Here is a 22616-nt window from a genome sequence, read left to right on the forward strand (position 1 = left end):
TTTTTATACTTTCAGCTGTGCCTTACAGACTGGCTTATACTTTAGGGGTACAGGTCTTATCGGCCCGGCGCCCATGCTCCCGGATGGCCGCAGCCTCCGTTGTTTTTATCACTTCATCTTTACAGCGCTTTAGTACGTGGCAGGTGCTATCGTAATGGTAGACGGCGGAACTGGTGCTGTTGCAGATATACACGGTGCGCTTGGTTGCCCCGGCAGGCACGGGAGCATTGGCTGTGTTGGCGGAGGCGTTACCCGTGCGCTGGTTCTTCCGGAAGTCCCAGGGGGCTATGGGGTTCGAATCCTGCCACAGGCCCCGCTTATAGCGGCGGGCATCCACTTCGGCGTTCGCCAGGTTCTGATCCTTGGAGTATTCCTTATAGTGCCAGGCATAACCGTTTCGGATCAGCTCCTCGTTCAGGTTTCTGCCGTCCGGAAGTATGATCGTACCCACGGTGCGGCCATAACGGTCTTTGTTGTTGACGATCAGGCGCACGCTTTTGCCAAAGACCAGATCCGACGTATACTGCTTAGCCCGCTGGCCGTAGGCCTGGTTCTTCTCAGGGGTATCCACGCCATATAAACGGACGGTCACCTCCTCGCCATTGCGCAGCAGCACGACGGTATCGCCATCCTTTACCCCTACCACTTTATCGCCGGCGGTGGCATCAGGCCCTTTGGAGGCTTCCGCTGCACCTTCCTTTTCGGCTTCCTTAACAACGGTGTCAGCTGCTGTTACACGGTCTTCCTCCTCCTGCCCGTCGCGTTCTAAAATAGCTTGTTGCCGCTCCCTAAACTGTTCCTGCGCATCTTTGCGGTCGCTTTTGCAGGAGGACAGGATAAGCAGCGCCAGGGGCAGGTACAGGAATCTTTTCATGATGTGGTAAGGAGTTATACGATGGTACGGCAAAATTTTACAGGCTGGTACAAAAGTATAACGATGAAAGTGAGCGACAAATTTAAACCTTCAGCTTTTTAAGCCATCTCCACAGCCTCTGCTACCGCTGGGGCATGCTCATCTGGCTGAGTAACAGAGGCAGCCGGCAACCTGAAATAGAACGTGCTGCCTTTGCCTACCTCACTCTCTGCCCAGATGCTGCCGCTGTTGCGCTCAATAAAGTACTGGCAAAGCTGCAGGCCCAGCCCGCTTCCCCGCTCATCGGCGGTGCCTCTGCTGCTGCTACTGTTGCCGCTAAACAACGAGGAGAGCTTTTCCGGGGTCATACCAATACCGGTATCCCGCACCGAAATAGTGACACAGTTTCCCTTTAAACTGGAGGCGATGTGGATACGGCCACTCCTTTTGCTGAACTTAATGGCGTTGGCGATCAGGTTACGCAGCATGAGGCTGACCATTTCCCTGTCGGCGAAGAGGCTGTGGGTGTCGGCGATGTCGCAGGTAAATTGCAGTTCCTTAAACTCTGCCTGCGGCTCCAGCAGGTGTATGTTTTGCTGCACCAACCCACTCAGGTCGGTCGTCTCAGGCTTTATCGAAAGGCCGCGCATCTGTATCCTAGACCACAGCAGCAGGTTCTCGAGCAACCAGAGGGAATTCTGCTGGCTGGCTTCCAGGGAGGCCATGAACGGCTTCAGCTTTTCCTGCGGCACAGCGCCCTTGGCAATTAACTGTAGCAACCCCTGAAGTGATGTCAGCGGGCTTTTCAGGTCGTGCGCGATAACGGAGAAGAGCTTATCCTTTACAGAGTTCAGTTTCTCAAGTTCCTCCTTCTGCTCCCGCAGCAGGGCGGCCTGGCCAGCAAGCTGTTCTTTTTGCAGGGTAAGGGCGGTGCTGTGCTCCAGCACATCCCTGTTCTTTTGTACCAGCAGGTCGTTAAGGCGGTGCATACGGCGGCGCCCCAGAAAAAACACCACAGCCAGCACCCCAACAAGCAGCAACAGGGCGCCGGTAAACATCTGGGCCGTGTTTCGGCGCTCAATCATCTGTTGCTGCAAATTAGTCTGCGCCTTCAGCAACAGGTTTTCCTGCGCCGCCTTCTCGTTTTCATACTTAAATTCCAGCTCCGCCAGCTGTGTTTTCACCGATGCTGCCTGCACACTGTCGGCGTACTGGTTCTGGAGCGTGAGGTACTTGTGTGCATTTTGGTAATCTCCCAGTTTGATATACAGTTTATTCAGCAGCTCCGAAGCATTTTTTACTTCATCTTTGGAGTTGAGCTTCTGCAGCAGTTCCACGTTTTGCAGGGCGTAAGGCAGCGCCATCTCCGGCTGGTTACCGGCCATGTAGGCCTCTGCCAGCCCACTCAGCGAGTAAGCCTCATCTACGGCGCTGCCAACCTTCCGGGAGAAGTTCAGCGCCTTGTGGTGGTAGGAGAGCGCTTTCCCCCACTCCCCTTTCTCTGAGTAAATAAACCCGATGTTGTTCAGGCTGATGAGCGTCGACGCATCGTCGGGCTTGAGGAGTTGCAGCCCGCGCAAGATGTAGTCAAGCGCCTTATCCAGTTCCTTTTTCTCCTGGTAAATGCCGCCCAGATTGCTTAGCGCCAGCGCTACCGCCTTGGTATCGTTGATGGCTTTGGAAATCTCCATTGACCTGTTGTAAAGGTCGATAGATTTCTCAAAATCACCCTGCGTGGCAAAAACAGTGGCTATGTTATTGTAGCTGGCGCTAAGGCCGGCAGAGTCCCCGATCGACTCCCGTATCCGCAGCGACTTATAGTAGTAGCTGCTCGCCTCGCTGTAGTTGCCATAGATGTCATAGGCTACGCCGATGTTGTTGTAGGCCAGCGCCAATGCCTTTTGGTTGTTCAGCTCACGGGCAAGTATGATCGCCTTGTTGCCATACTTCAGGGAAGTGCTGAAAGAGGAGTTCCAGTACTGCTTGCTCAGCTCACACAAAATATACACCCGCTCTTCTGCCACCTGGGTGGCTTCCAGTTTAGCCTTCAATTCTGCAATCTTATCGGTGTGGGCGTGAACTGTGGAAAAGGCCAGCAATAGGCTTAGTAGTAAGATTTGTTTCATCGGGAGCGCATTAGCCTCCCCCAATATACAATTATTTATAAATAATATATATATAGTTTCTGCAATAAGTATCCATGCTTAACTAACTTCCTAAGTCAAAGACACTGACCAACAAGTGTTTACAGCCATAAAGCTGCTTCTTGCTGTTTCAGGTTCTAAGTTACAGGCTATCTGTGGACTGCTCTATTTGACGGGCAGAATCCTCTAAGCCATCGCCAATGTTAGTGCTAGGTTTATCGGGGGCCATGGTAGGAGCTTTGGGGTCGTCGGCTGAGACGGGTGCCTTGCCTCCCTCTGTTTGCTCCTGCGTACTGCCGCCACAGGCAACTCCTGCACAAAGTATAAATATAAGGAGCAAGTTGTATAAGTGCTTTTTCATCTGTCTGATCGAATTTTTGTATAAATACGCAGAATCAACCGAATCGAGATGAATGTTTTATAGCCACAAACAGAAAACCACCAACTGATTGAGCTGGAGGGTTTCTCTGCATATTAAACTATACTTTGCGCTGGAGGCCTGGCACGCCAACAGAAAAAATTTACAAGCTTAGCACCTCCACCTTACTTACACCCCCTGCCTGCCGCTGTACTTTAATCTGTGTGCCGATGCGCTCTTTCAACGCCTCCACGTGCGAGATAATGCCGATCATCTTGCCACTGGCCTGCAGGTTTTCCAGCGTAGAAATGGCAGAATCCAACGTTTCAGCATCCAGCGTGCCGAAGCCCTCATCTATAAAAAGCGAGTTGATCTGTGTGCGGCGACCGGCCAGGTCAGACAGCCCCAGCGCCAGCGCCAGGCTCACCAGGAAACTCTCGCCACCCGACAGCGTGTTCATCGGCCGGATGGCCTCTGCCTGGTACATATCCACGATCAGGAGCTCCAGGTCTTCGGCAGCGGACTTTAGAATACGGTAGCGATCGTTGAGCTTTTGCAGGTGGCGGTTAGCCAGTTCCACCAGCCTGGACAGCGTAAGCCCCTGCGCAAAGCGGCTGAACTTGTTACCATCGGCAGAGCCTATCAGATCGGCCAGCTGGGTCCAGCGGTGGCATACCTGTTGCTGCGTTTGGAGCTGCCCGGCCAGTTCCCGATTTTTCTCCCGTTGCTGCGCATCCTGCTCCAACAGCTGCTGATGGCGCGCCCGCTGCGAAATGAGCTCGCGCTGCTGCTCCGTTTTCTGGCGGTGCTGCGCCTGCAGGGCTTCCATACTTTCGCCAGTCAGCTGCTGTTCCTGTAGCGTTGCCAGCTCCTGCTGCACATCGCTCAGGCTCTTGCGCAGCTCGGTCAGGTGCTTTTCGGTTTGCGCCTTCAGGTTGGCGAGGCGGTCGGCCTCGTCGCGGTGAAGCAGCATCTGGCTCAGGGCGTCAATCGTTTCGATGCCCTTCTGCTGCAACACATGCAGTAATCCCTGCCGCAGCTCGTCCAGAACAGATTTGTTCTGCTGATGCTTCTGCAGGCACTCCGTCTGCCGGGCGCGGGCCTCCTGCAGTTCCTGCTGCTTCTGCAGCTGCGCGCGGCGGGCTTCCTCGGCCTGCGCGGCACGCGCTTTCAGCTCCCGTTGCGCTGCGGCACGCTCCTGCTCCGTGCCCTTCTCACCAAACAAGGTTTGGCGCTCCGTTTTAAGTTGTGAAAGCTGTTCATGTTCTTCCTTAAGTCCCTGCTTTCGCTCCTCCTGCTCCCTCAGTTTCTGCGCTTCGTTAGTTTTCAGGTTTTTCACCAGCTCTTTCAGCTCGATATACTTTTCCCGCTTACTTTCCAACGCTTGATGTTTCTGGACATAGGCCGCTGCCTGCTGCTCCAGTGTCTGTAGCAGAATCTGGCGCTCCTCCGGTTTATACTTCAACCCGAAGGTGGCGGCAGACGATTCGGCCGTCTGGGTATGCACCTGCTGTTGTTCCTGCTCATCGGCAAGTATAACTTGCAGCTTCTGTAGCTGCGTTTGTAGATGCCTGTCAGATAACTGCAACTGGTTCAAGGTGGCCTGCGCCTGTACCTGCGCCTCCCGCAGCTGCTGGCTTTGCTGGTTTATACTTTCCAGCTCGCGACTCAGGCTGCGTGCCTGCGCCAGTTGTTGCTGTAAGGAGGTAGCTGCTTGTTGTTGTGTCTGCTTTAACTGCGCCAGTTTATCAACTTCAGTTATACTTATACTTTCCGGAAGCCCTTCCGATTGCTGCTCAAAAGTAAGGTTCAGGCGCTTTAACTCATCTTCAGTTTCTGATTTGGCAGAGTGCCCTAGCTGCTGCTTTTGCTCCAGCGAGCCTAGTTGCAGTTGTAGTTGATTTATACTTTGCTCCAGCTCCTTTACCAGTTCCTGCTGCTTGTCGCGTTTCTGCACCTCCTCGGGCAAATCGAACGCATAGCCGCTTTCAGCAAAAGGGTGGTGTGTAGAGCCGCACAGCGGGCAAGGCTCATGCTCGGTCAAAGTATGGCGCGCCTCCTCGTACTGCTGTATCTGTTGCTGCAAAGCTACCAGTTTCTGCAGCGCCTGCAGGTGCTCCCCAGCCTGTTTATACTTTGCCTGGTACTCCTGAAGCTTTATACTTGCCTCTTCCCGTTGCTGCCCTAGCTGCGCCAGCTGCTCGTTTGTGCGCTGGAGTTTTTGCTGATGTCCGGCATGCTGCTGCGCCAGCTCCTGCAGGCGCTCATACCTGGCCACCAGCGCCGGCTGCGACTGCGCTGCCTGCTCCAGTTCCTCCATACTTTTAGCAGCCAGTATACTTTGCAGTGCGGTTAGCTTTTCCTCTTTCTGCTGCTGCAGCTGTTGCTGCTGCGCCTGCTGTTGCGACTGTTGCTCCTGCAGTTCGGCCAACTGCTTTGCCTCCCGCTCCCGCTGCTGAATCAGTTCCTGCTGCTCCTGCTGGTTGCGCCCGATGCGCTGCTCCACCTCCAGCAGATCGCGGAGGGTGGCTCTGAACTCGGGCAGGTGCTCCTTTAGGTCCTGCAGCTGCGCGTGCTGCTCCAGCCATGCTTTTATACTTGTCGCCTCCTGCGTCAGCTTTTCCAGCTCCTGTTGTTTGGCCTGCAGCTGGGTCTGCTCCTGCTGCAGTTGTTGCTCAAAGCTGAGGTAGGCGTTCTTGTTTTTGCTGTAGGATTCGCGGATGGTACTGAGCTGGTGGTCCAGCTTTGAAACCTGTGCCAGCAGTGGCTCCAGCTGTTGCAGCGCCTCTTCCTGTTGCTGGTATGCCCTGGTGGCTTCTATGGCAATTTTTCCGGCGGCTTCCAGTTCTGCTTCCAGCACCGGCACGCGCTTTTGCAGCGTGTGCAGTTGCTCCTGCACCTCGGCTACTTTGCTGTCGGCGCTGCGGATCTCGGCCAACTCGCCCACGAACTGATGTGCCTGCTTGTGCTGCTCCAGCTTGTTAAAATCGGGCTGCAGTTGCGCTAGCTTTTGCTCCTGCACCTGCAGCGCTGATTGGTGTTGCTGCTGCCTGCCCTGCAGCTGTGCCACCTGCTGCAGCCACTGCACCTTCTCCTGCAGCTTTATAATATCCTTTTGAAGTGCGCCCTCCTGATCGGTCAGCTCTTTTATACTTTGCTCGTAGGACTCGCGCTGCTCCTCAGGTAAAAGTTGGGTTGTCTTTAGCAATTGCTCCAGCCCCTCATACTTCTGCCGCTCCTGCTTTGCCTTGTCGTAAGCAAATTTGGAGATCTCAGTGTAGATGCCTGTGTCGGTGATCTTCTCCAGCAGACTGCTGCGCTCATTGGGACTCGCTTTCAGGAAACGTGCAAAATCGCCTTGCGAGAGCATCACCGAGCGCAGAAACTGGTTGTAGTCGAGGCCACACAACTCGGCCACCTTGCCCGGCACCTCACTGGGTTTCAGGTCGAAAAGTTCATCCTTCTCAAAGGCATACAGCTCCATGTGCACCGGCTGAATGTTGCCCTCCACTTTGCCCCGGCTGCGGCGCAGGTGCCACTTGGAGCGGTAGCGCCTGCCGTTAGCCTCGAATTCCACCTCCGAAAAGCACTCGGCCGTGTGGCGCGTCATCAGTTCCAGCGGTTTGTCGTTGCTGTGGCGGTGCACCAGCCCGTAAAGGCCCACCGTAATGGCATCCAGAATGGTGGTTTTGCCCGCACCCGTGGGGCCCGTAATAGCAAACAGCCCCGCCTCCGCCAGCGGACTCTGGTCGAAACGGATCTCATGCTCACCTTTCAGCGAGTTCAGGTTCTGGAAGCGTACGGAGAGGATTTTCATGGGTGAACTGTGGGTGTTTACAAGTAAATTCTGTAGTTAGTTTTCAAGGTACTTTTCATAAAACCTGATCTGTTCCTCCGAGTTGGATAGAATAAGAAATTTGCCAAAGTATGAAGAACCTTGGTTTTGTTCTTCCACTCCATAAAGCACATAATAATCCCCCGTTTTTTCCGCTCCGTGTAGGGCAATGTTAAAATCTTCCTCGCCGCGGTCTGTAAAACTATGGACAGTGGCCCCATCCACCAGGATAAGCGTATTAGAGTAGAACTTGTAAGTGTCACCGGACACGGATTTTAGCACGCCGATTAGCAGGTTGTCTTTTGTCCTGTAAAGTTTCTCTTCCAGTATTGTATGGTTCTGCTTCAATTGCGCCTGAAGCTTTTTTGTTCTGACCTGCTTTTTGATAAAACTTTCCTCTGCACATGCTGCCCTTTCTCGTAGGTGTTGTAAAGCCGCTTCTTCATGAACTGTTTCCAGCGGAAATTCCCCCGCATCCTTTAAGGTAACCGTGTAGGCCGCAGTTGTAAAAGACCCGTTTATTAAATGATGCACATACTCATTTTTATACTTACCACACAGCTCCTTTGGCTTCAGGGTTTGTCCCTTTGCCAAACATGGCAACAGAAGTATAAGTAACAGGAGGGTTTTCATGTTTGCTATACTTTATACATACCGGAATCCGGATTTGCAGCATTCTTCGGATGATCGGGATTGTTATACTCTGATTGACAGACACCCACATGTCAAAAAGGATTATGAGCTCATTTCAACTTCCAAACTTTTTAACCTTCTAACTTTCCTGCCCTTGCCCCATCAGCTCCAGCAGCTCCGAGAACGTGGCTACCAGTTCAGCGTGATCCGAATCCGGGTAGGCGCTTTGGCAGCGTTTGAGGAACACGTCTTGCTCGCGGAGGGTGTGCAGGTCTGCCTCCTGCTGTACCTGCTGCTCCAGCGTTTGGGCGGTTTTCTGGATGATAGGCGGGCGGTGAATGAGCAGCTTCAGCTCGTCTTTTTTCAGGCTCAGCACCTCCTCCAGCTGCTGGTTCAGGTCCGGCAAGTGCGACTCCAGTTCCAGTTGAATTTCAGCCCAGGCCGTTAGCGTGTAGGCACTGTTGTCGTAAACGGCGAGTTGCTGCTTTACCTTTTCCAGCGGCCCTTTAAAACGCACGAGCTTGCGGCAACAGGGTATCTCCACCTCACGCAGGTCAGCCAGCCTGCCGGCCTCAAAGTCAAGTATAAACACCACCTTTTTGTCCGTCACCTCGCTAAAGCTAAGCGGAATAGGCGAGCCCGAGTAGCGGATGTGGTGACGGTTGTTGACCTGCTGCGGGCGGTGCAGGTGGCCCAGCGCCACATAATCGAACTCCTGCGGAAACTGCTCGGCACCGATCTGGCCCAGATTGCCCACATGTATCTCCTTCTCGCTTTCGGAGGCGGAGCCGCCGGCGGCAAACAAATGCCCCGTGGCTACTACCGGAATTCCTTGCTGTTTATACTTTTGGATGTGCGGCACAAAAGCCTCGTAATGCGCGGCGATGCCTTGCTTGATGCGTTGCTCCCGCTCCTCAAAGCTCTCGCCAGGCACCGAGAGGCGCACATCGCGATCGCGGAGGAAAGGCACGGCGCACACGACCAGCTGCAGTTCCCCCTGCTCGTTTTTCAGCTCGATGAGTTCATCCAGCGGATCGGATGAGGCTCCACCGATAACGTGGATGTTAAAGCACTCGAGCAGCTCTTTGGGGGCGTTCAGGGTAGAGACAGAATCGTGGTTGCCTCCCGTGATAATGATGTGTCGGCAGCAGGTGGCGCATACTTTCCGCAGGAAGTCATAGTATAGCTTCAGGGCTGTGTTGGAGGGAGCGCCGTTGTCAAACACATCGCCGGCCATCAGCAACACCTCCACCTGCTCCTGCTCGATGGTTTGCAGCAGCCAGTTCAGAAAATACTGGTGTTCTTCGGTACGTTCCAGGTTAACGAGGCGCTGGCCCAGGTGCCAGTCTGAGGTGTGTAGTACGCGCATAGCTCTTCTTCTCCAATTCCGGTTCAAGATACATCAGAATATAGGAATATGGCAAGGAAATTCTGTTGATTATCGTCCTGAAGTATTAAATTGAGGAGAAACGGCGGCAGGGGCTTTATACTTGGCGGCAAAGAAAAAAGGGCAGAAACAGCTTTACGGCCACTACTGCCCTTTCGGCAAACGCTTTATACTTTTACTCCTGCCCGGCTTCGGTTGGCAGGCCCGCCTCCTTCAGGTCCTGGTAACCGCCCAGGTTATAGATGTGCTTAAAGCCGGCCTGTTTCATCAGTTCGGCGGCCTGCCCGCTGCGGTTGCCGGAGGCGCAGTACAGGTAGTATACTTTGTCTTTGTCCCAGTTCTTCATCTCCTCTGCAAACTCGCCGCCACGGAAATCGGACAGCCTAGCGCCATCCAGGTGGCCACTGGCATATTCCTCCGGCGTGCGCACGTCCACTACCACGGTTTTGCTGTTCAGGTTCTGCTCTTTGAATTCGGTTGGCGTCATGTGCTGCACCTGCGCGGACACCTGCTGGGGCGTGCCGGCGCAGCCAAACAGTAGCGCGGCAAGTAGGCTAGTGGCTAAGATTCTCATGGTTTTATACTTTATTTATACTTTGTAAAGGTACGCATCATCTGGCATCTTTTACTTTTCCGGTTGCTGAAAGGATAACCGCTACCTGCCTCAGAAATTTTTACAGCCGTGTATGCAGCTGATGATGTGGGTGATGGCAGAGTCGGAAAGGGAATAGTACACGTTCTTGCCTTCGCGCCTTGTCTCCACCAGGCCTTTGTCGCGCATGTTGGTAAGGTGGTGCGACAGCAATGACTGCTCTACTTGTAGCACTTCCTGCAGCTGACTCACCGTTAGCCGCTCTTTCTGCTCCAGCAGGTCTATGATACTGATGCGAACTGGATGCGCCACGCACTTCAGCACATAAGCCGCCCGCTCCAGCTTCTTCTGGTCCACCCGGACTTTTAAGGTACTCATGTAAGGTAATATTAGGTTGGGAAAGTACATGAACATATCTTCATGTACGTTATTTTAGTACAACCCCGACATACTTATAGTTCCTTATTGCGCTCCTCCCTGCGGTATTAGCAGGCTCATTTTACCTTTATCACTTTCTAAGCTGGGTCTGTTAAAATAATCCTACACCTGATAAACTGAAGAATATTAAGAATATCATTGAACTTTAATAAGATCACGTAGGTTTGGGCAATATTAATTTAGCACATGCTATACCCTGACAGTTAACCACTTAACCCTTTCCAAGCAAATGAAAACAGTTTTTACCCTGCCTTGGCGCGTAATTGCCCTTTGCTGCGCTATTTTTTACTTCCCGCTTACAACGCATGCCCAGATCGGTATGGGCCCACGCCAGAATAGTTATACCCAGAGCTTCGATGGATTACCTGCCACGGGCACTGCCACCTGGAAAAGTGGCCAGGAATATTTTCCGGGATGGGCTGTTTACCGGACAAAAGGAGACACTATCATCACAGCGAACACAGGCCAGGGAAATACGGGCGGCCTCTACAGTTATGGAGCAACTGGCTCTACAGATAGGGCTTTGGGGTCTCTTGCGTCTACAAACGCCGGCCAATTTACCTACAATCTGCTGCTGCAGAATAATACAGGCAGTCCTATAAAATCGGTGGAGGTGGATTATACCGGAGAGCAATGGCGAATCTCTAACATCACCGCGCCTCAACATGTTCTCTCGTTCTGGTATGCCATCACCAGCGACCCAGCAAGTGTGAACACAACTCCTACCAATAATAAGGGCTGGACGGAGGTGCCGGAGCTAAAATTCTACGGTCCAAAGTTCTATTCAGCAGGAGGACCAGTAAACGGTAATGCTGCTGAGAACCGGGCTTTGTTGCACCACATCATCCAGACCGAGATTCCGGAGGGGCACTACCTGATGCTGCGCTGGAAGGATGCCGATGAGACCGAAGCCGACCATGGCCTGGCCCTAGACGATGTAACCGTAACCTGGCATGCCCAAGCCGTGGATATGCCGGCGCCGCTTCCTGTGGAGCTGGCTTATTTTAATGTAAGTATAAAAGGTACTCAGGTAGAATTGCAGTGGCAAACCGCCAGCGAAGACCAGAACAGCCATTTTGTGGTGGAGCGCAGCCACGATGGCAAAACGTATGAAGGGATAGGTATGGTGGCCGGCCACGGCACCACCGCACAAACCACCAACTATACCTACGTAGATCAGGTGCCGCTCGCCGGGACATCTTATTACAGGCTAAAGCAGGTGGATGAGGACGAGAGTTATACTTACTCCAAAATAGTTTCCGTTAACAGAAAAGTTGCACAGCAGGTAAGCGTGTACCCGACCATTACCAATGGGGAGTTGCAGGTAAAATCCGGTGTGCGGCTGCAGCAGGCCATGGTGGTGGATGCCGTGGGACGAAAGTTGCTGGAGCAACAGCTACAGCAGATTACCCCCAGCCATACTTTGGATGTGAGCCGCCTGGAAAGAGGAACTTATGTACTGGTGCTGCTGGATGAAGGTGGCAAGCGCCACGTAAGCAGGTTTGTGAGGCGCTAGAATCTGGTAGCCCGGCGAAGGCTTTCACGCTAAATTTTATACCTTTGGTTTTTGCCAAGCCTCAAAAAAATGAAACCAAGCCTAAGTACTTACCTGCAGGGTGCAACCTTTATACTTGTGCTATCCGTTTTTGCTGCCTGCCAACCCACGGAAACCGGACAGCAGGAAAAAACCACAGCCGCCACTACTCAGCCTGCGCAAACCATAACGGCTGCAGCTGCAAAAAGGCCGGCGCCTGAATTCTTTATCATACCGGAGGACATGGCGCGGAAACGCGTTTGGATCTGCGAGGACAGTGAGTCTGATGTTTTCCATGTGCAGCACGACTGCCCCATCCTGGTGCAGTGCAAGGGCAAAGGCTCGTTTCGAAACCTGATACTGCCGCGCGCCGTGGAGGATTATGGCCGCTACAACTGCCAGGAGTGCAGCAAAGACCTCGACCTTATTTTTGACAAGGATGCCGTAAGAGAAATCGGAAGAAAATAGAAAAGTCCCCGCCGTGGCGGGGACTTTTCTATTTGTGTAACGTGTTCTCCATACGTGCTGCTTATGCTTTCTTTTTGCCGTGCAGCACCAGCAGCGGCACCTTTGCCTGGTAGGTCATGCGTTCGGCAAGGCTTTGGGTGAACAAGCGCTTCAGAAACCCCTTCTCCCTCCGTACCAACGCCATCACATCGCCTCCTGCCTGGGTGTAATAGGCCATCAGCCCTTCATCGCGGTGCTTGTTTGTTAGCTCCTGGAACGAAAGCGGCACGTCCGGGAAGAGCCCCTGCAACTCCAGCCTAAAGGCGGCTGCCTCCTCGCCGTCCTGTTTGCCCTGGTCTTTCACGATGTGCACCACATCGATCTTGGCCCCAAAGCAGCTCCCCAACTCCACTACCTCTTCCATGGCGTGTACGTCTTCCTCGCTGTAATCGGAGGCGTAAACAATACGCTCTATTTTAGGGGAGGGCGCATGCTTCGGCACCGAGAGCACCGCGCAGCTCACCTCCTCCATCACGGATTCCGTATTGCTGCCTATCAGCAGTTCCTCCATGGTGCTGTCGAGGCCGGTGGTACCCATCACAATCAGGTCATAGCCTTCCTGTTTGCTTAGATGCTCGGCCACGTCTGTCAGCAGCGCTTCTTTCAGCAGGTAATCGCAGGAGAAGCCGCCATCACGGTTAGCCCCATACTTTTCCTCCAGGCGCAGTACAGTCGCTTTCAGCTTCTCAGCGGCATTGCGCATCTGCTCCCCCAGCAGTTCGCTTGCCACCAGTGCCGTCTCTGACGTGTCTACGATAGGCAGATGCACGACATGCAGCAGCGTCAGGTGTGCCCCGGCATGCTGCGCTGTGTGTACAGCATACTCCAAGGCCTTGTCCGAAGTAGCGGAGAAGTCCGTTGGACATAGTATTTTTCTCATTTTAGCGTTGGTTGTTGGTTTTGCTTGTGTGTTTATATCGGCATACTACTATGTACACGTGAAATCACAAAGGGATATCTTACTTATTTCAGGCTTCTCATAGCTTATATACTAAGATCGAACTAAAATATTCGATTTATGCAGAATAAAATCCAAGTATGCTACCTCCTAACAGAAGACATACAACCAGCCTGAGTACAATTAAGGTAAAAGCCCCGCTTGCATTTATATTAGCAAGCGGGGCTTTTCTACTTTTATACTTTATCAACCTGTCATGAGTGCGCCGGACGCCTGTTCCTGTGTGCTGCTCTGCAGCAGGCGGTCCAGCATCTCGCGGGCCTCCTGACAGGTATCCACGTGGTATTTGGCCACCGAAGAGGCATTTCCCACCTTTATGGTGTAGGAGTTGCGCGGCATGGCCTTGAAGATATCCTCATCGCCCCAGTCATCACCCACGGCCATCACGAACTTGTGCGGGAACTTGCTGAGCCAGTAACTTGAGGCCTTTCCTTTATTAATTTCCTGCGCCTTCACCTCTACGGCCATCTGCCCGTCGAGCACCTGCAGGTTACTGTTAGAGGCCAGGAAGTTGAGGTGGCTCACCAGCTCGCGGGCACGAAGCTCGCCCAAACCGGTTTCTACGCGGCGGTAATGCCACACCAGCGAGTACTCCTTCTCTTCAATAAAAGAGCCCGGCGTGCGGTCTACGTACAAATCCAGGATCAGGCGGATGTCCTTTTTCCAGTCGTCCATCAGGCTGAGCATGGTTTGCCAGCCGGTGCCGCGCTGCTTTATCCAGACGCCGTGTTCGGCAATGATGTCGATGTTGAGGTGGCCCAGCCAGTCCTGCATGGTGGCCTTCTCGCGGCTGCTCATCACCACCACCCTGTTCTTGGGGTTGCTGCTCAGGCGTTCCAGCAGGTCCATCAGGTCGTCGTCGGGGCGTGCCATCAGCGGGCGGTGGCGGTAATCGACCAGGGCTCCGTCATACTCCAGGAAGAACAGGCGCGAGCTGGCGGACTCGTAAGCGTTGCTCATCTCCAGGAAGGTAGACTCGTCAAGGTAGGTGGTAGCCAGCGACAGCTGCTTGATCTTTACGTAAGACAGGCGATCCATGAACATACTTACCCAGTGGTGGATGTTGTATCTTTTCAGCGACTCCTGCATGTTGGCCATGTGCTGCTGCTGCTCATTCTCCGGCATCACCAGCGACTGGTAAATAGCGTCTACCATCTGGTTGATGTCGTTCGGATTTATTAGCAAGGCGTCCGAGAGCTCTTTGGAGGCCCCGGCCATTTCGCTAAGTATGAGCACGCCTTTCTGGTCCAGCTTGCTGGCCACGTACTCTTTGCACACCAGGTTCATACCATCGCGCATCGGGGTTACCAAGGCTACATCGGCCATACGGTAAAAGGCGGAGAGCGTCTCCAGCGGGTAAGAGCGGTAAAAGTACTGGATCGGGTTCCAGCTGATGTGGCTATACTTGCCGTTGATGCGGCCCACCAGTTCGTCTACCTCCTCTTTCAACTCCTTATACTTTTCCACGGCATCCCGGCTTGGCACCACCAGCATCAGCAAGGTTACCTTGTCATGGAACTCAGGGTATTTCTCCAGGAACAGTTCAAAGGCACGCAGGCGCTGCGGTATGCCCTTGGAGTAGTCGAGGCGGTCGATGGAAAGTATGATCTTCTCTGCGTTTAGGTTGCCCCGGTAGATGCGCTCCCGCTTCTTTACCTCCTCCATCGCGGCAGTGCCGGCATACTTCTCATAGTCGATGCCCATTGGGAACGAGTCTACAAGCAGAGAGCGGTTGGGCGTGTTTATCCAGCCGTGCATACTCCCGTAGCCCACCAGGCGGTTCACCGAGCTCAGGAAGTGGCGCATATCATCATAGGTATGGAAGCCAATAAGGTCGGAGCCTAGCATGCCCTCCAGCAACTCTTTGCGCCAGGGCAGCAGTCGGAACACTTCGTAGCTCGGGAACGGGATGTGCTGGAAGAAGCCTATTGTGCTCTCCGGCAGTTTCTCGCGCAGCATGCTTGGCAGCAGCAACAGTTGGTAGTCGTGCACCCAGATAGTGTCCTCCGGGCCTGCCTGCGCCACCACCGCCTCGCAATACTTCTGGTTCACTTCCACATAGGTTTCCCAGAGCTGCTGGTCGTAAATGGCATATTGGCTGAAGTAGTGGAAGGTGGGCCAGAGCGTCTCGTTGCTGAAGCCCTCGTAGAACTCCTTTATCTCTGTTTCGGTCAGGAAAACGGGCTGCATGTTCTCCGCTTTCAGATCCACCGCAATCTGCCCCTGCTTCTCCTCCTCTGTTACCACCTGGCCGGGCCAGCCAATCCAGAGGTTATCCCCCTCTTTGTAGATGGAGCCCAAACCGGTGGCCAAGCCCCCCTCGCTCGTCTTATAGTTAAATTCTCCGTCCTTCTCTTCCAGTTTTACAGGTAACCTGTTAGAAACAATAATCAGTTTTGCCATGCTCTGTGGTATTTTCCCCGGCAGGCAGTGCAGCAAGTGGTTCAGGCGCAGAAAAGCACTGCAGCTGTAGCCGGGTATTGGTTTATCTCCAGCGGTTGACACATATCAACCTACCTCACATACGTATAATCTGCGCGGCACGTTCTATAATATAGGTAAATATATATTAATAAATAAACCCGGCGTGGTCACGGGCGTCCTCCCCGCAGGATACCCTTCGGCCCGCAAAGCGGGGCAGCACCAGGATAGCGTGAGCGAAGCCGGCGATGCAATGCACCTGTGCAAGCCAGGGCACTCTACCGCGACAGCCTCTTCAATAACAGCGGTCACAGGGAGCACCTGCCTGGTAACCAGACAGGTGCAAACCCGCTCCCGCGCCGGATACCCGTTATACTTCAGGCCGCGGTGGGCGCTCCCGGTAAAGCCGCTAAACTATTTTCTTCAGATGCCGTTCCTGAAGCGGACACGCACGGGGCCCTGGCTGCGATCCGCAGCGAGTATGTGGCTAATAAGTTGCCCCCTTTGGCGAAGCTTTGTAACTTGAAGCTGCCGATTACAAAAGTATAGCATATGAGTTTCTTCGAAGGCATAGACCCGGTGATCGTTGACTGGGTGATCATCCCTGCCCTTATTTTCCTTGCCCGCATCTGCGACGTTACCCTGGGCACCCTCCGCATCGTGTTCGTGTCGAAGGGCGACAAAGTGATGTCGCCCATACTTGGGTTCCTGGAAGTGCTGATCTGGCTGGTGGCCATTACGCAGGTGATGGAGAACCTGGACAACGTGGCCTCGTACCTGGCCTGGGCCGGCGGCTTTGCGATGGGCAACTTTCTGGGCCTGCGGGTGGAGCAGAAGCTGGCACTGGGCCAGATGGTGGTGCGCGTTATCACCGTGGAGCCCGCCGATGAGCTTATCAAGCGACTCTCCGGCCACGGCTATCGCCTCACCTGCGTGGATGCACGTGGCACCCGGGGCAGTGTAAACCTGCTGTTTATGATCGTGAAGCGTAAAAAGCTACAGCACGTACTGGACATCATCCGAAGCTATAACCCACAGGCCTTTTACTCGGTGGAGGATGTGCGCTCTGTTGCCGATGTGGGGGTGCCACAGGCAGAAGAGCAGCGACAGCTAAGCCTGCGCAGGTTATTCCCGCTGCGGAAAGGCAAGTAGGCAGAGGCTAAGTACTGCTTGCCACAGGTAACAAGTTTAAACTTCCTCTATTTTAAACCGATAAAGGGAAGGCCGCCAAAGTATAATTTACACTTTGGCGGCCTTCCCTTTTATACGTTACTAAAGGAGTCGCTCCCCAAAACGGATTCACGTTCAATTACCCGGCTTACCCGCCGTTGGTCGCTTTAAAGTATACCACAGCCATGGGCGGTAGCTTAATGGTCATGGAGTGAGACTGGCCGTGGAACGGCTCCGCCTCCGTCTGGATCGGGTCCAGGTTATGCACATCACTGCCGCCATAGCGCCTGTCGTCTGAGTTGAAGATCTGCACCCACTTGCCGGCATGCGGTGCGCCAATGCGGTAGTGCTCGTGCAGCGCCGGCGTGAAGTTGCACACCACCAGGATCTCCTCCTCGGGTCTGTCTGCCTTGCGCAGGAAACTCATGACCGAGTTGTGGGCATCGTTGAGGTCAACCCACTCGAAGCCCTCAGGGCTGAAGCTATGCCGGTACATGCCCGGCTCCGCCTTGTAGATGGCATTGAGCTCGCGTAGCAGCTGTTGTATACCCTGGTGCGGCGGGTACTGCAGCAGGTGCCAATCCAGGCTGCTGTCGTGGTTCCACTCGCTGCCCTGGGCAATCTCGCCCCCCATAAACATCAGCTTGCTGCCCGGGTGGGCATACATGTAGGCATAAAGCGCCCGCAGGTTCGCAAAGCGCTGCCACTCATCGCCAGGCATCTTGCCCAGCAACGACCCTTTGCCATGCACAACCTCGTCGTGGGAGAGCGGCAGCATGAATCTCTCAGAGAAGGCATACACCATACTGAACGTTATCTCGCCCTGGTGGTGACGGCGGTAGATCGGGTCTTTGGAAAAATAGTGCAGCGTGTCGTGCATCCACCCCATCATCCACTTCATGTTAAAGCCGAGCCCGCCCTGCTCGATCGGGCCCGTCACCGCTGGCCATGCCGTCGATTCCTCGGCAATAGTGAGCACCTCCGGGAAGTTGCTGTGCACGGCATGGTTAAAGTCCTTCAGGAAGGAGATCGCCTCCAGGTTCTCGCGGCCACCATGCTCGTTCGGGATCCACTCGCCTTCTTTGCGGCTGTAGTCTAAGTATAGCATGGAGGCTACCGCATCCACCCGCAAGCCATCCACGTGGTACTTATCGAGCCAGAACAGGGCGTTGCTGATCAGGAAGGAGCGCACCTCATTGCGGCCGTAGTTAAAGATGTAGCTATTCCAGTCCGGGTGGAAGCCTTTGCGCGGGTCGGCGTGTTCGAACAGGTGCGTACCGTCAAAGTAGGCCAGCCCGTGCTCATCCGAGGGAAAATGCGAGGGTACCCAGTCCATGATCACGCCGATGCCGTGCTGGTGCAGCACATCGATCAGGTGCATCAGGTCGGTTGGGGAGCCCAGCAGGCTATGCGCCGCGAAGTAACCGGTGATCTGATACCCCCACGAGCCGCTGAACGGATGGTACATCACAGGCATCAGCTCCACGTGCGTGTAGCCCATTTCTTTTATATAGGCCGGCAGTTCTTCGGCCAGCTCGCGGTAAGTGAGCGGGCGGTTGTTGTCTTCGGGCTTGCGGCGCCAGGAACCCAGGTGCAGTTCGTACACGCTGTAGGGCTGCGGCTGCCCTGCCTTGTTTTTGCGTTCGTCAATCCAGGCCTGGTCCTGCCACTCATACTTTAGCTCGCTAACAATGGAGGCAGTTTGCGGCGGCACCTCGCGGCAGAAGGCAAAGGGGTCGCTCTTCTCCACGTGGTAGAGGTGGTATTTGGATTTGATGTGATACTTGTACATCATGCCTGTCTGCACGTCCGGTATAAACCCTTCCCAGATGCCCGATCCATCGTGGCGAATGTGCAGCTGGTGGCTCTCGCGGCTCCAGCCATTAAACTCGCCCATTACCGACACCTCATCCGCGTTTGGAGCCCACACGGCAAAGTAAGTTCCCTGTCGCCCATGCAGCTCCATCGGGTGCGAGCCCAGCTTCAGGTACAGGCTAAAATGCTTTCCTTCCTTGAACAGGTAGATATCGAAGTCCGTGAAAAGACTGGCATACCACACCGGCTGGTCTGACTGCTGCGCCGGCGCAATCACATCACCGGCCTCTACCACCTTGGTGGCAGTAGCCTTAGCCCTGGTGCTGGTCTTTGCCTTTACCACCTCCTGCACGCCATCTTTAGAGGCTACCTGCACCGGCACCTCCTCCCCTTTTTTGGGTCTTCCGCGCTTCTTAGCGGGTGCGGCTGCCTTAGCCGTCGTGGCGGCTCCCATTCCGGCGGCGGTATCCTCTGTAGCCTTTTTGCGGCTCCGGCTGGCGGCAGGCTTGGCTGCAGCCTCCGTTTCCCCAGCCGCCTTCGGTTCCTCCTTCTTTTTCCTGGAGGTGCCGGTTTTAGCTGGGGTTACCTTGTTTTGCTCGGTAGTCTCGGGGGTTATGCTTTCTTTTCTCTTAGCCATTCTTATACTTTTTCATGATGTACTTGATGCCTCTGATAGGGATGAGCACCCAATCCGGACGGTTATTCAGTTCATAGCCCAACTCATAGATGGCCTTCTCCAGCAAGTAAGTATGGATGAGTATCTCAAAGTCCTCTTCCTTGGCTGGCACAATGCTGGTACCCATGGTCTTTTCCAGGTACGCATGCATGTAGAAGCCGCTGGCGTAGTGGTACCACTGTTCGGCCCAGGCCTCCAGGTAATCCACATCCTCCTTGCGCAGCCCCTCCTCCTGGAACAGGGCGCTGTAAGCGGCATAGTGGAACGAGCGGATCATGCCTGCCACGTCGCGCAGGGCAGAGCGCTTGAGGCGGCGTTCGCTGAAGGAGCGGGCCGGCTCGCCCTCAAAGTCAATGATGTAGAAGTCCTTGCCCGTGAACAGTACCTGGCCCAGGTGGTAATCGCCGTGGGTCCTGATCTTCTGGGTATCTATCTTATGGGCGAAGATCATCTTGAGGCGCTCCAGAATCTCGCCGCGCATTTGCAGCACCTCCTCTGCCTCGCCGCGCACATGCTCCGGCAGCTCCGGCAGGTGCTTCTGCAGGCTATCGAAGTTACTGCGCACCAGGGAGGTGAGCGAAGAGTAGAGCGAGCGCTGGTAGTGGAGCGAGAAGTTCTCCGGCGTAAAATCCTTGCGGTCGGTGATGGAGCCAAGCGCCAGGTGCATCTCTGCAGTGCGCTGCCCCAGCAGCTCCACACGTTCCACGTGGGCACCTCCTATCTGCATCTGCACCTCCTCTGGAACCTCAGAGAAAGCCAACGGCCGCGACAATGAGCCGGAAACCCCATTGACTTTCAGGCGCTCGGTCTGGGTTTTGAGGCGCTCGTAAAGCCGCTTGAGTGCATCGCCAAAGTAGCTCCAGGCGTCGCCCTGGTTCGGAACCAACTCCTGCAGCATCATCAGCACCATGGGCGGCTTATTGCCTTCCTGCTGCTCCAGCGAGCCCAGGAAGCGCGGCACATGGTCGTAGCCCGCATGCTTGGTCAGCATCTGCACCACCTCCACATCCGGGTTCAAGGTGCGGTCCAGCTTGCGGTATACCTTCATAAAGAGGGCATTGTTGTAGATGATGGAGGTATTGCTCTGCTCCGCCGACAGGATTTTAGAGGTCAGCGGCCCTTCCTGGTTCTTAAGCTCCGTGCCCACCTCCCGGTGGCTGAAGCCCACCAGCTCTGACCCGTCGTGGCGGAGCTTCTTACGGCGCACCATCAGCTGCAGCAGCATCTGCCTGAAATCGTCGCTGTAGAGGGCATCGTAAAGAACACCTTCCTTGTTGTCTATACTTACCCGGACGATGACGGCGTTCGGGTTGTGGTCGCGCAGTTCCTGCTCCTGCTCTCCGGTGGCGAAGGCGATGGGCAGCTGGTATACTTCCGGCAGGCCCTCGTTGTAGCTCACCTCCACAAACAGTAGCGCCGCGCCGCCCTTGCTCATCGGCATTGGCATACTTTGCATCACCTGCATACGCTGCAGGGTGCGGGCCTTGCCTCCGAACCAGCGGCGCTGCCAGATGTAGTTCGGCAGCACGCGGCTCTCCAATTCGCGCAGGGAGCGGGCATCTAAGGGCTGCCGGAGACTCCCTATTTTCATGGCTGGCCGGGCTTGGTCCCGCTCCGACTCCTGCACCACTTCCTGCGGTCGCAGCTCCATCCAGTAGTAGCCGTGGCCACCGATGGTGAACAGGTATGGCTCGTCCTTTATACTTGGGAATTTGTTCTTGCTAAATACCTCCATCGGCACGTAACCCTTGTACTCAGGCAGGTCCAGCTCCACCGCCTCCGGGAAGCGCGAGAGGTTGGCGATCACCAGGATGGTTTCGTCCTCGTACTCGCGCACGAAGGCCAGCACCTTGGAGTTGCTCGGGTTCAGGAACTTTATACTTCCGCGGCCGAAGGCTTTGTAGCGCTTGCGCATGTTGATGGTGCGGCGCATCCACCAGAGCAGCGAGTTGGCATTGTGGTTCTGCGTCTCCACGTTCACCGATTCATACTTATACTCCGGGTCGATGATGACCGGCAGGTACAGCTTCTGCGGGTTGGCGTCGGAGAAGCCGGCGTTACGGTTGTCGTTCCACTGCATCGGGGTGCGCACGCCATCGCGGTCGCCGAGGTAATAGTTATCGCCCATGCCGATCTCATCGCCATAGTATACCACCGGCGTTCCGCGCATCGAGAAGAGCAGCACGTTCATCAGTTCAATCTTGGCGCGGTCGTTGCCCAGCAGCGGGGCCAGGCGGTGGCGGATACCCAGGTTGATGCGGGCCATCGGATCCTTGGTGTATACTTTATACATGTAGTCGCGCTCCTCGTCGGTCACCATCTCCAGCGTCAGCTCGTCGTGGTTACGCAGGAACATGGCCCACTGGCAGCTCTCGGGTATGGGCGGCGTCTGGTTGAAGATGTCGATGATCGGGTAGCGGTCCTCCATCTTCACCGACATGAACAGGCGCGGCATGATCGGGAAATGGTAGTTCATGTGGCACTCATCACCGTCGCCAAAGTAGGAGGCGGAGTCCTCGGGCCACATGTTGGCCTCGGCCAGCAGCAGTTTTCCGGTATACTTCTGGTCCACGTGGGCGCGCAGCTTCTTGAGGAAGTCGTGCGTCTCGGGCAGGTTCTCACCGTTGGTTCCTTCACGTTCATACAAGTATGGCACGGCATCCAGCCGGAAACCATCCACCCCCAGGTCGAACCAGTAATCCAGCACCTTAAATACCTCTTTCTGCACGGCAGGGTTATCGTAGTTCAGGTCGGGCTGGTGCGAGAAAAAGCGATGCCAGTAATACTGCCCGGCCACCGGATCCCAGCTCCAGTTACTCTGCTCTGTATCAGTAAAGATGATGCGTACATCTTTGTACTTAGTTGGGTCGTCGGTCCATACATACCAGTCGCGGTATTTAGAGCCAGGCTTGGCACGGCGTGCGCGCTGGAACCACGGGTGCTGGTCGGAGGTGTGGTTGATCACAAGCTCTGTAATCACCTTCAGCCCGCGCTTATGCGCTTCGCGCACAAACAGCTTGAAGTCCTGCATGTTGCCGTAGTTCGGGTTAATGCTCAGGTAGTCGGCAATGTCGTAGCCGTCGTCGCGGAGGGGCGAGGGGTAAAAGGGCAGCAGCCAGATGGCCGTTACACCTAAGTCTTCGAGGTAGTCCAGCTTCTGCATCAGCCCTTTAAAGTCGCCGATGCCGTCGCCGTTGCCATCCTTGAAGGCTTTTATGTGCAGCTCATATATGATGGCGTCTTTGTACCAGTGGATGTTGTCGTCAAGCTCGAGTTTTTCGTCTGCCATAGTTGT

At 54.8% G+C, this 22616-nt stretch carries 16 protein-coding genes; 4 read left to right on the plus strand and 12 right to left on the minus strand.

Features of this window, described 5'->3' with window-relative positions:
* Positions 1-34: 34 nt before the first annotated feature.
* The 8 genes from OH144_RS11040 to OH144_RS11075 all read right to left on the minus strand — a co-directional run bounded on the left by OH144_RS11040 (position 35) and on the right by OH144_RS11075 (position 10180).
* Positions 35-874 (minus strand): thermonuclease family protein, encoded by an 840-nt coding sequence (locus OH144_RS11040; RefSeq protein ID WP_266202291.1) that lies wholly within the window; start codon positions 872-874, stop codon positions 35-37.
* A gap of 98 nt (positions 875-972) precedes the next feature.
* Positions 973-2979 (minus strand): tetratricopeptide repeat-containing sensor histidine kinase, encoded by a 2007-nt coding sequence (locus OH144_RS11045; RefSeq protein ID WP_266202292.1) that lies wholly within the window; start codon positions 2977-2979, stop codon positions 973-975.
* 160 nt (positions 2980-3139) lie between these two features.
* Entirely contained in the window at positions 3140-3358 is a 219-nt protein-coding gene (locus OH144_RS11050) for a hypothetical protein (RefSeq protein ID WP_266202293.1), read from the minus strand.
* Positions 3359-3518: 160 nt separating this feature from the next.
* Entirely contained in the window at positions 3519-7172 is a 3654-nt protein-coding gene (locus OH144_RS11055) for an AAA family ATPase (protein ID WP_266202294.1), read from the minus strand.
* A gap of 36 nt (positions 7173-7208) precedes the next feature.
* Positions 7209-7823: a hypothetical protein gene (locus OH144_RS11060; RefSeq protein WP_266202295.1), complete on the minus strand. Its 615-nt coding sequence runs from the start codon at positions 7821-7823 to the stop codon at positions 7209-7211.
* 139 nt (positions 7824-7962) lie between these two features.
* Positions 7963-9192: an exonuclease SbcCD subunit D C-terminal domain-containing protein gene (locus OH144_RS11065; protein WP_266202296.1), complete on the minus strand. Its 1230-nt coding sequence runs from the start codon at positions 9190-9192 to the stop codon at positions 7963-7965.
* Positions 9193-9385: 193 nt separating this feature from the next.
* Positions 9386-9784 carry a rhodanese-like domain-containing protein gene (locus OH144_RS11070; RefSeq protein ID WP_266202297.1) on the minus strand — a complete coding sequence of 133 codons (399 nt, stop codon included), beginning with the start codon at positions 9782-9784 and terminating at the stop codon, positions 9386-9388.
* 90 nt (positions 9785-9874) lie between these two features.
* Positions 9875-10180 (minus strand): ArsR/SmtB family transcription factor, encoded by a 306-nt coding sequence (locus OH144_RS11075; RefSeq protein WP_266202298.1) that lies wholly within the window; start codon positions 10178-10180, stop codon positions 9875-9877.
* Between the two features lie 289 nt (positions 10181-10469).
* Here OH144_RS11075 and OH144_RS11080 point away from each other — a divergent pair, with 289 nt between their 5' ends.
* A complete protein-coding gene (locus tag OH144_RS11080; protein WP_266202299.1) occupies positions 10470-11756 on the plus strand; it encodes a T9SS type A sorting domain-containing protein in 1287 nt (428 codons plus the stop codon).
* Positions 11757-11825: 69 nt separating this feature from the next.
* Positions 11826-12242: a hypothetical protein gene (locus OH144_RS11085; protein WP_266202300.1), complete on the plus strand. Its 417-nt coding sequence runs from the start codon at positions 11826-11828 to the stop codon at positions 12240-12242.
* 61 nt (positions 12243-12303) lie between these two features.
* Here the strand turns inward: OH144_RS11085 and OH144_RS11090 are convergent, their stop codons facing one another.
* Complete coding sequence (locus OH144_RS11090) at positions 12304-13161, minus strand: universal stress protein (RefSeq protein ID WP_266202301.1); 858 nt, start codon at positions 13159-13161, stop codon at positions 12304-12306.
* Between the two features lie 264 nt (positions 13162-13425).
* Entirely contained in the window at positions 13426-15642 is a 2217-nt protein-coding gene (locus OH144_RS11095) for a bifunctional alpha,alpha-trehalose-phosphate synthase (UDP-forming)/trehalose-phosphatase (protein WP_266202303.1), read from the minus strand.
* A 279-nt stretch (positions 15643-15921) separates the two neighbouring features.
* Here OH144_RS11095 and OH144_RS11100 point away from each other — a divergent pair, with 279 nt between their 5' ends.
* Together OH144_RS11100 and OH144_RS11105 are read left to right on the plus strand one after the other, a co-directional pair.
* Positions 15922-16209 (plus strand): hypothetical protein, encoded by a 288-nt coding sequence (locus tag OH144_RS11100; RefSeq protein ID WP_266202304.1) that lies wholly within the window; start codon positions 15922-15924, stop codon positions 16207-16209.
* A 3-nt stretch (positions 16210-16212) separates the two neighbouring features.
* Entirely contained in the window at positions 16213-16812 is a 600-nt protein-coding gene (locus OH144_RS11105) for a DUF2179 domain-containing protein (protein ID WP_266202306.1), read from the plus strand.
* Between the two features lie 166 nt (positions 16813-16978).
* Here the strand turns inward: OH144_RS11105 and glgB are convergent, their stop codons facing one another.
* Positions 16979-19282 carry a 1,4-alpha-glucan branching protein GlgB gene (gene glgB / locus OH144_RS11110; protein ID WP_266202308.1) on the minus strand — a complete coding sequence of 768 codons (2304 nt, stop codon included), beginning with the start codon at positions 19280-19282 and terminating at the stop codon, positions 16979-16981.
* Positions 19275-22610 (minus strand): maltose alpha-D-glucosyltransferase, encoded by a 3336-nt coding sequence (treS, locus tag OH144_RS11115; protein WP_266202309.1) that lies wholly within the window; start codon positions 22608-22610, stop codon positions 19275-19277. Before treS ends, glgB begins: the two co-directional genes overlap by 8 nt.
* Positions 22611-22616 lie beyond the last annotated feature (6 nt).

Source organism: Pontibacter kalidii (genome assembly GCF_026278245.1).
In the GTDB taxonomy this organism is placed as follows: Bacteria; Bacteroidota; Bacteroidia; order Cytophagales; family Hymenobacteraceae; genus Pontibacter; species Pontibacter kalidii.